Annotated in this window: 7 protein-coding genes and 5 pseudogenes; 5 read left to right on the top strand and 7 right to left on the bottom strand. The window is 40.3% G+C overall.

Annotated elements, in window-relative coordinates; all coding sequences use genetic code 11:
- The first annotated feature begins 503 nt into the window (after window positions 1-503).
- Window positions 504-1,049: a hypothetical protein gene (locus tag LRQ06_RS00125; RefSeq protein WP_232764389.1), complete on the top strand. Its 546-nt coding sequence runs from the start codon at window positions 504-506 to the stop codon at window positions 1,047-1,049.
- 131 nt (window positions 1,050-1,180) lie between these two features.
- Here LRQ06_RS00125 and LRQ06_RS00120 read toward each other — a convergent pair whose 3' ends face one another.
- From LRQ06_RS00120 to LRQ06_RS00105, 4 genes and pseudogenes are all read right to left on the bottom strand, one after another.
- On the bottom strand, window positions 1,181-1,501 hold the full coding sequence (locus tag LRQ06_RS00120) for a CHASE domain-containing protein (protein ID WP_232764388.1): 321 nt from the start codon (window positions 1,499-1,501) through the stop codon (window positions 1,181-1,183).
- Window positions 1,502-1,535: 34 nt separating this feature from the next.
- Window positions 1,536-1,802 carry a hypothetical protein gene (locus tag LRQ06_RS00115; RefSeq protein ID WP_232764387.1) on the bottom strand — a complete coding sequence of 89 codons (267 nt, stop codon included), beginning with the start codon at window positions 1,800-1,802 and terminating at the stop codon, window positions 1,536-1,538.
- A gap of 227 nt (window positions 1,803-2,029) precedes the next feature.
- On the bottom strand, window positions 2,030-2,242 hold the full coding sequence (locus tag LRQ06_RS00110; protein WP_232764386.1) for a DUF3820 family protein: 213 nt from the start codon (window positions 2,240-2,242) through the stop codon (window positions 2,030-2,032).
- A gap of 72 nt (window positions 2,243-2,314) precedes the next feature.
- Window positions 2,315-2,826, bottom strand: a pseudogene (locus LRQ06_RS00105) (DUF3299 domain-containing protein).
- 431 nt (window positions 2,827-3,257) lie between these two features.
- On the opposite strand from LRQ06_RS00105, the pseudogene LRQ06_RS21160 reads away from it, so the two are divergent.
- Together LRQ06_RS21160 and LRQ06_RS00090 are read left to right on the top strand one after the other, a co-directional pair.
- Window positions 3,258-4,537, top strand: a pseudogene (locus LRQ06_RS21160) (alkaline phosphatase family protein).
- Window positions 4,538-4,742: 205 nt separating this feature from the next.
- A complete protein-coding gene (locus LRQ06_RS00090; protein ID WP_232764383.1) occupies window positions 4,743-5,039 on the top strand; it encodes a putative quinol monooxygenase in 297 nt (98 codons plus the stop codon).
- A 36-nt stretch (window positions 5,040-5,075) separates the two neighbouring features.
- Here the strand turns inward: LRQ06_RS00090 and LRQ06_RS00085 are convergent, their stop codons facing one another.
- The 3 genes and pseudogenes from LRQ06_RS00085 to LRQ06_RS00075 form a co-directional block, all read right to left on the bottom strand.
- Window positions 5,076-5,294: a hypothetical protein gene (locus tag LRQ06_RS00085; protein ID WP_232764382.1), complete on the bottom strand. Its 219-nt coding sequence runs from the start codon at window positions 5,292-5,294 to the stop codon at window positions 5,076-5,078.
- Between the two features lie 142 nt (window positions 5,295-5,436).
- Window positions 5,437-6,031, bottom strand: a pseudogene (locus LRQ06_RS00080) (DMT family transporter).
- Between the two features lie 150 nt (window positions 6,032-6,181).
- Window positions 6,182-6,898: pseudogene (locus tag LRQ06_RS00075) on the bottom strand (NUDIX hydrolase).
- A 273-nt stretch (window positions 6,899-7,171) separates the two neighbouring features.
- Here LRQ06_RS00075 and pncB point away from each other — a divergent pair.
- Window positions 7,172-8,480, top strand: a pseudogene (pncB, locus tag LRQ06_RS00070) (nicotinate phosphoribosyltransferase).
- Between the two features lie 235 nt (window positions 8,481-8,715).
- A partial coding sequence (locus tag LRQ06_RS00065; RefSeq protein ID WP_232764380.1) for a PfkB family carbohydrate kinase occupies window positions 8,716-9,538 on the top strand: 823 nt, incomplete at its 3' end.

The following is a 9,538-nucleotide window of genomic DNA, read 5'->3' as shown; positions in this document are numbered from 1 at the left end:
CACTATATAAATTAAGTGTACAGTGGGTCTTTTAATGAAACGATTCTGTCAGAGTTTACGGTTGCAGATTTTATGCTCATGTGTTGGGCTCATACTCTCACTAAGTATGAGCCAATCTGCCTGCGCGGCTGACATCTACGTCATTACCATGTATCATCACAAATTGACCATTTATCCCGAAATGAAGTCAGACAGATTTTTTTAGGTGGAACGCTGAGCCGAAAATTTAAACCCGTCAATCTCTCTGTCGGAAACAGCGCCCGAACTTTATTTAATACTCAAATTCTGGGATTAACAGAAGGCCGTGTACAGGCTTACTGGGCTCAGTTACTGTTTCCGGTAAAAGCGAAAGACGCCCAAAAGAGTTTAATACTGAAAAAGATGTCATTGGCTATATCATTTCACATGACAATACGATAGGTTACATAACCGCCAAACAGTCACTGCCTGATGACATGAAAATTCTTTGTCAAAAATAAGATTACCCTGAAACCGGAATACCAATGATACAACTCAGCATCCGCACAAAATTCATGTTAATCAGTACAATATCAATTGTACTCTGTGCGTTACTGGTATTTGCCATCTCTCTTAAACAACATCAGCAAATCTATCTTAATTCCGTAGAAAGTAATTTGGATGCACTGACGGCTAATGTCGCTGACGAACTGTTACTTTACATTGGTGATCAGGATTCATCTTTTGAAATAAAAAATAATTTACTGACATTTCAAAAATATGATCACATTCTTTTTTCCTATGTTTACGATAGAAACTGGAATAAAATCAACCAGTACGTCAACATAAACAAAGTGTCACACAGCCGGATAAAACACATTTTATCTACCTTACCTGAGATAAAATCTCTGCCCTACGTCACTTCTGAGCAACGGGATGTACTGGCGATATTAAAACCCATTGGCGAACACGATAATCCACAAGGTTATCTTCTCGTGGTTCATGATTTCAATGCTCCAATCATTAAAAGCAGAAATACTCTCATTCAATTGCCTTGCCAGTCGTCGGAATCGTTCTGCTGGTTACTTTAATTTTAACCTGGTTTCTGCTTAAAAAACTGTTTAACCCTCTGTTATCTTTATCTGAATTTACAAAGAAAATTAAAGTAACCGGTAATTACAGCTTAAGATTTACTTCCGAAAGTTCCGACGAAGTCGCGACTTTAACGGTGAGCTCCTTTCACTGAATAGACCCCGGACTGACGCAATAACTTTTCATAATCCAGTACAACACTCACCCCTCCCCAATATTTTTGTTTATACGGAAAGTCCGAAAAGACCGGGTATCTGACAATAATACCTTGCCCTCCCTGTACCAAATCCACTGGAGAAGATAAAAAGACACTTTCGTAACGACGGGCCTTTAACACTGTGTGATATTGTCCGGGCACGGTCCTCAGATCAAGCCCTAAGACCTGTTCATTACCTTTTTCCGGGTATATATGAGTAATAATATCATTAGGATACAACGAAATATTACGCACATAGTAGGCTTTGGATGTTAATCTCTGAGCGATATTATACCAATTCGTGATTGCAAAAATCGGGCGCAATAGTCACTAACGTTGCTACACTTTCAGCAAGGTAAGTATCACGGTAAATTGTTGCTTCTATCCGGGATCGAATCAAGGCAATCTGATAGCGAATCTCGTCCTTATCCGCTTCAACCTGATTCTGAATAAATAACCCTGTCACAAACTCCACAAAAAATATGGATATACAAAAATAAATGACAGTAAACAGTAATACATACTGTTGTCTTTTTCTTTGAATAATTTTTAACATACCGCTCTATTGCTTAGAACCAGTAAAAATTCATCTTCATAATACGGAATGAAGACCACAACATAAACACAGAAGATAAACGCAAAAGCCCAAAGATAAATTCACCTCAGAATGTTCCTGCTAATCCGAAGCCATTGGATACAAGTGTAGACGATAAAATGAGATACCGAAAATATTGATAGATTAGTAAAAGAAATTAACTCATTGTCGGAACAGAAAAATAAACGCTATCGGAGAAATTTCAGCACGTTGTCAGAACCATCTATTTTCAACAATAAACAAAGTTGCATCAATTGCCCTAACTCACCTTCGGGAAACGTTCCTTTGCGCTCAAACCACAGTAAATACTCCTCCGGCAAGTCTATCAGATACCTGCCCGCATACTTCCCAAAGGGCATCTTCGTTCTGGTTAATTTAATCACATTTTCTTGATTTAACACTGTAAACTTCACATAAGCTAAAATGAACCATAACGTATATATACCATAAAAAGCACACTCAACCGTATATTGTCACTCCTGATAAGACTCGATCTTCATTCCATCAATAACATAAGCTGTCTCGCCTAAATCGTGATTTACCATCTCTGTTTCAGAACCCCGGTCACATATACTGTCTGCCAGAGTTCTTTAACAGGTGCTCCGTGTTCAAAACGAACATCCACAATTGATTCGGTGGGGGTGGTGGAACATGGATACAAGCACCAAAATATGGGACCAACAAAAACTCAGTTACCACTTCACTATCCCCTTCAAGAGGAATAACAAAAACCGGGCATTCTGACCCGCTTCCCGTTTAAGTCCAGCCTGACTCCACCCAACTTTTGCTGTGGCGGCGTATCTTCATCATGATTAATAACGGCAGGTCTTGACGGTGGCAATACATTTCGATCCTCTTCCGGAATTAAATCAATCCATTCCAATTGTATAACCCCATCTTTATTTTCTGATTCCGCTCTTATCGCCCCAGAAAAAAAGGTTAAAAGTACAATGATAAAAACGCAATCGTAACGGCTTAATCCCATATACATAATATCCATTATTTTCAATTAATAGATTAGAATTAATTATATAAATGACAATGATATTACAGCCCTGCATTTTTCCTGCGTTATTTTTAAGACCCACTAAATACAATGAACATTAAACAAAGCTTCATACTTTCGTAACAAAAATGTCATTGATTTAATGAGAAATAGTCAAACTTAACATCGGTAAAAAGAAAAATAAATGACGGAATAATAGACGGAGATAATTTGTGAAAAGTAACCAAGTCATACTGGCAGGAAGCATTTTGCTTACCCTCGCTGGCACTTGTTCAGCAAACAACAATATCAATACGCCTCAGAAAAATGATGCCTGGTATAAAGAAGCCCAGAGACAAATTGCTAAGGCAAAAGCGAACAAACCTATCGATAAGCAGGCCAAAAATGTCATTCTTTTTGTTGGTGATGGAATGAGCATTGGAACAATCACTGCGTCGAGAATTTTTGAAGGCCAGCGTCAGGGAATGTCTGGAGAAGAATACCGGCTGAACATGGAAACCTTACCTCATCTTGCACTTTCCAAAACCTACAACACAGATGCACAGACTCCAGACTCTGCCGGAACCGCATCTGCTATGGTCTCCGGTGTCAAGACGAAACAAGGCATAATCAGTATTGATGATAATGTACAACGCGGCTTCTGTAACACAGGTAAAGGACATGAAGTGAAAACCGCCTGGGAAATGGCAGCAGAAAAAGGCATGTCTGCCGGTGTTGTATCAACGGCACGAATTACCCATGCGACTCCGGCAACAACATATGCACACAGTGCTGATCGTAACTGGGAAAACGATGCGTCAATGCCTAATATTGCTAAAAATCAGGGATGCACTGATATCGCTCAGCAATTGGTCCAGTTCAATAAAGGAAAAGGACTACAGGTTGTCTTTGGGGGAGGTCGGCGAGAATTTATACCAAATACCACAACAGATCCCGAAGGGAAAAAAGGCAAACGCAAAGATGGCCGCAATTTAATTCAGGAATGGAAACAACGCTATCCGGACGGACAGTATGTTTACGACAAAACTGGCTTTGACAAACTGAGCAAAAATACAACCCGCGCTTTCGGCTTATTTGAAAGCAGTCACATGAAATACGAAGCCGATCGTGACAAAAATAACGAACCATCAATTGCAGAAATGACATCAAAAGCCATCGATATTTAAGCAAAAATCATAATGGCTATATTCTAATGGTCGAAGGTGGACGTATCGATCATGCTCACCATGCAACCAACGCATACCGGGCATTTACGGAAACCATCGCATTCGATGAAGCCATTAAAACAGCTTTAGATAAAACCAACCCTCAGGAAACACTCATCATTGTGACGGCTGACCATGCACACACCATGATCATGAACGGCTATTCTGATCGAGGAAATCCTATCCTAGGACTTTCAAAGAAAAACGGACAGTTTAATAAAGATGAATTTGGTAAACGATATACGACTATTGGCTATGGAAATGGTATCGCTGCGGTTAACGGCCCCCGCAACAATCCGACTCAGAAAGAAGTGTTAGATCCAGATTACCATCAACAGGCTCTAATCAAATTCTCCTCAGAAACCCATTCAGGAGAAGATGTTGCCATTTTTGCAAAAGGTCCCGAAGCATTTCTGTTTCAGGGAGCTGTCGAACAAAACTATATCTTTCATGTCATTAATGAAGCGTTACATCTGACAAACTAACTGACACACCAGTTAATTACCCAAACATCAAGCTCAGATAATCTTTCTGAGCTTTTTCTTTGTTATAACCTCTATTTCTCTGCTCCATTTCAAAAATATCATTTCTGAGACTCGGCATTATTTCTTAATAGTGTATTTTTAATCTGATATCGAATGAAAAATAAATAAGTCAAAACAATATAAATGAAAACAATAAGGATACAACATGGCTGAAGTCTATTTGCTTGCAGAAATAGAAGCGAAACCGGGTCTTGCTGATTCGCTTCTTTCACTGCTTGAAAACCTGGTAAAAGAGTCAAGAAAAGAAGACGGATGTATTACCTACGAGCTTCTGCAGGACAAAGAAAAATCGGAGCTGTTTATCATGAGAGAACAGTGGGGAAGCGATGCCATTCTTGAAAGACATCAACAAACGGCTCACTTCCAGGATTTTGTCCTGAAGGCACAGGAATTGAACCTGCTTGACAGACTTGATGTTAAGTCATTCTCCATCAAGGCATAAGGTTGGCCCTGGCTCTTTTTCCCAATAAAAAAGGAGTCAGGCCGCTGTCTGAACTCTCGATCTTTTTCTGTGCCGTATTCCCAATACACTGACAACCTGAATACCAATTGCAGCAAGAATCACAATAGCCATTCCGGACAAACTTAAAAAGTCAGCATGAGAAGGCGTAATAATATCACTCCACCACCCAAGAAAAACGCATAGTTCAGTCAAAAGGTAAGAGGCAACTGGCGTTAAAGTAATTACTGCACTCACCTGAACAGTTTCCCAATAACATAAAGCCTGAGCAAACGAACCGTAGGCAATGACCGTATTCAGACAACAAAAATTGCCACCCAGACATCACTGGTTGTCATTGACATTAGTTGAGAAGGATGAGTGGCAGGAACCATTGCAATCAAAGCGAACAAATAAATACCAGCAGTATATTTGATGAGTTCAATTTCTGGTAAAGGGATTTCTGAACCAAAGCATAAGCACTCCAGGAAAGTGCAGCGACCAACATAATAATCAGTCCGGAAAATAAGACCGAAAGATCTCCATGATAATCACCCGAAACAACCGGATGGAAGAAAATAACCAGACCAAAAATTAAAATCGCAAAGCATACCCATTGTAACGACGCAATTTTCTCTTTTAAAAAAATCATTCCGCCCAGAGCCAGAAATAAAGGCGCAACCTGCATACCCAACTGGGCCACTTCCGGCCTTAAGTAATTTAGTCCCCAGGCAAAGCAGGTATAATTAATAATAAGAAAAAACACCGGTTAGTAGTAACTTAACCCAATCCATCCTGCTTAAATGTAAAAACTCGTGAAGACGCCCGTGAGCCCATTGCCAAACAAGAACAATCAGTCCTGAAACACTAAAACGCAACCAAGTCAGTGTAACAGGATCAGCAAATCCTCCAGACACTTTTAATGCGATAGGAATTAGCCCCCAGAATAAAACGGTGGTAAAGCTAAAAAAGAGACCATAACAAAAATACCGCATAGAACCAGACACAGAGAAACCTTACCTATAATTAACAACAATGCTAATAGTCGCATTCAATCCGGTTCTTATCCAATGCATAATCATTCTAAGTGTTATAAGTAAAAAGAATAAAGAGTAAAGAATGGCACCAGATATTTTTCTGCTCCCCTAACCCCGCAAACAGGTTTGAAAGTACGAAACATCACTACAGCCCAGTTGATATACTGTCGCTGGCTTCCCTCCTTTGCCCTTTTTAGAAGCAGCGATTTTATTCGCACTGACTATCACACCGGAATCGATTAAACGCCGCTTAATGGTCATTCGGTTTACTTCAACGCCAAATTTTTCATAAGCCTCAATAATATCCGAAACCAGAAATTCCTTATCCAGAAAGAAGAGAACAACAGACGTATACTCAACGGCTGCTCTTAACTTTTTCCAGGCGTGCTGGATCTGAGAAACATGATCAAACGCCAGTTCCATTTTATTATTTAGTAACTTTTCAAGAGGTACCCACTGTAACCGTGCAGAATCAATTCCGGAATTTTCAATTTGCCCAATATTCTCAGAATTCAGTAATGAGTAGTGTGAAATGCTAACACTCCATCCATCCGGATCCCGCTTCGGATTACCATCAACCAGAGGGTCACTGATAAAATTAGGAAAAGTATGAATTTTCTGTCGGCAAATTCTCCGTCTGGCAGATTCAAAATCGATATCCGCAGGTTCACCACCAGATGCAGTTTGGTCTTCATCAAAAACAATTCCGCCAGGAATCGCCCATTTACCACAATCTGGCCTTTGGGGGTTTTCTCCGCTTGATAAGAAGTGTTTCAATTCCGGTCCCTGTTAAACGCAACAGATAAGATCGATAGTTACAATCATGCCTAATAGTATCCTTATTAGAGATAAACGTATTTTAGATAAACAGTCATCATAACGTCAAGAATTAGTAACAACCAGTTACTAACTATTATTAAAAATAACAAATATACAGCTCTTGAATAAACAAGCTAATTATGACTAGAATCACGTTAAAACAGCCTAAAAAGGCATTTTTTCCAACATTGAATTGACAAAATTACAGTACTCAATTATGTTTCAGTTTAGTTAAGAACATCTTGTTATTAATTAGTCATAAGCCAGAAGGTACACGCTATGACATTGCCTTTATTTTCAGACGTGATCGTAAAAAGTATGCTTGACCTCGATGCATACAAAATCAATATGATGCAAGCGATACACAGTCTATACCCGATACTCTTGTCAGATATGAGCTAATAGTCCGCTCAGATGAAGACATCAGCGACTTACTGCCATACATTCAAAACGAAGTAAATCGCCTGAACGATTTGCGCTTTACTGAAGATGATATTCAGTATCTACGATCAAGTTCACCGCACTTAACCAACGCTTTTTTGCATTCGCTACGCTACTTTAGATTTTCACCTCAGCAACAGGTTGAGATCGGAATCGTTGAACAGAACCATAAACGTCAGCTTCGTATCGGCATTGAAGGGGCGTGGAAAGACACAATCCTTTATGAAACGATCGTGATGTCAATTGTTTCAGAAGTAAGAAATCGACACCGCTGGTCAAATGTCACATTAGATGATGTACTGCGGGTTCTTGAAGGAAAAGTCGAAAAAACTGAAAAAACACGTTAAAAGAACGAAACATTCAAAATTTCCGCCTGACAGAAATGGGAACCAGAAGACGGTTTTCCACTTCAGCTCAGGAAGTCATCATTGACTACCTTAGTTCTCACATTCCAGAGCTGATGGTGGGAACAAGCAATACGCATTTTGCCCGTCAGTTCAACATGACACCAATTGGAACCATTGCCCATGAATGGTTTATGGGACATCAGGCTCTGGTGAATCCAAGAGACTCTCAACGAGTTGCTCTTGAACAGTGGCTAAAGCTTTTGATGGTCAACTATCTATTGCGCCAACGGATACCTTAACCATTGACGCATTCCTGCAAGATTTCAACATGCATCTGGCCAAAGCTTATGATGGTGTCAGACACGATTCAGGATGCCCTTTTGCCTGGGGTGATAAACTTATCAATCATTATAAGCAATTGGGTATTGATCCAATGTCTAAAGTCTTTGTGTTTTCCAATGGACTTAACTTCGAACAATCTCTGGAGATTTGTGACTATTTTAAAGACAGAGTCAACATTTCTTTTGGAATCGGAACATTTCTAACTAATGACCTGGGAGGATGGACCAACAATGAATGTGTTCAGTACTCTCCTCTATCCATGGTGATCAAACTGACGGAATGCAACGGAAGGCCGGTAGCAAAAATCAGTGATGAGCCAGAAAAAAGCCATGTGTGAAGATGCCATTTATCTGGCAAATCTTAAACGTCAGTTTGGCATTGAGCTGAACATAGACGATTTGATTGAGCAATTAACGCAACAGAAGAAAACGAAGCGGATATATATCGCCGCGGCCTGATTTATAACTAAACAAGTGACCACTTACGGTCGCTTGTTTTTTTGATTTCATTTCCTAAAAAATCCCCTAACCCGAACCGCTCTTCTTTTCCATTAAATGATAAAAAACGCGATTTGGTTTAAATAATTTATCCTGACAAGAAAAGTGGTTGTTTTTTACCTTACGACACCTTTATCCATCGATGGCAATCCAATTTCCAGTTATAATAAATCCTGCAAATCAAAGGAGAAATATTGTGAAAAAAGTATGGTTAACCGGGGATGCCGTTGTTGATCTCATCCCTGATAGCGAAAACAGCTATTTGAAATGTCCCGGCGGCGCACCGGCCAATGTTGCTGTAGCGATTGCCCGGCTGGAGGGACAAGCTGAATTTATGGGTAAAGCAGGTAGTGACCCCTTCGGAAAATTTTTAAAACAGACACTCTCCGATGAGGGTGTTGGCGTAACACATTTCGCTCTGGATTCTGAACACCGGACTTCAACCGTTGTCGTTGATTTAGATGACAGTGGAGAACGCAGTTTTACCTTTATGGTAAAACCCAGCGCCGACCAGTTTTTTTCTTTCGAGGACATCGCCACATTCAACGCAGGAGAATGGTTACACTGCTGCTCAATCGCACTGGCAAACAATCCAAGCCGGAATGCCACATTCTCAGCCATCCGTGAAATGAAAAAAGCCGGAGGCTTTGTCAGCTTTGATCCAAATTTACGTGAGGAAGTCTGGGCTAATCCTGATGAGTTAATCAGTGTTGTTATGGATGCCGTCAAACTTGCGGATATGGTTAAATTTTCAGAAGAAGAACTGTCACTTTTGACGAATACACACTCTATTGAAGAAGGACTAGCGGCTTTACGTCCATTTGAGATTCCGTTAATCCTGGTCACTCTCGGTGCCGAAGGTACATTAGCAACCTTTAATGGCGTTTCACAAAAAGTGCCGGCAAGAAAAGTATCACCTGTCGATACAACCGGTGCAGGCGATGCCTTTGTCGGTGGTTTACTCGCACGCTTGTCTCAGAATCAGGACTGGCAGCAGGAGTCAACCATCACTGAGGCGG

The sequence above is a fragment of the Vibrio salinus genome, assembly GCF_021272385.1.
Lineage (GTDB): Bacteria > Pseudomonadota > Gammaproteobacteria > Enterobacterales > Vibrionaceae > Vibrio > Vibrio salinus.
The sequence above is the reverse complement of the archived record's forward strand: the minus strand, read 5'-3'. Positions and strand labels throughout refer to the sequence as shown.

Excerpts from the sequence above, each read along its gene's own strand:
- LRQ06_RS00090 (WP_232764383.1), top strand. The coding sequence starts at position 4,743 with ATGGCTGAAGTCTATTTGCTTGCAGAAATAGAAGCGAAACCGGGTCTT.
- LRQ06_RS00125 (WP_232764389.1), top strand. The coding sequence starts at position 504 with ATGATACAACTCAGCATCCGCACAAAATTCATGTTAATCAGTACAATA.
- LRQ06_RS00115 (WP_232764387.1), bottom strand. The coding sequence starts at position 1,802 with ATGTTAAAAATTATTCAAAGAAAAAGACAACAGTATGTATTACTGTTT.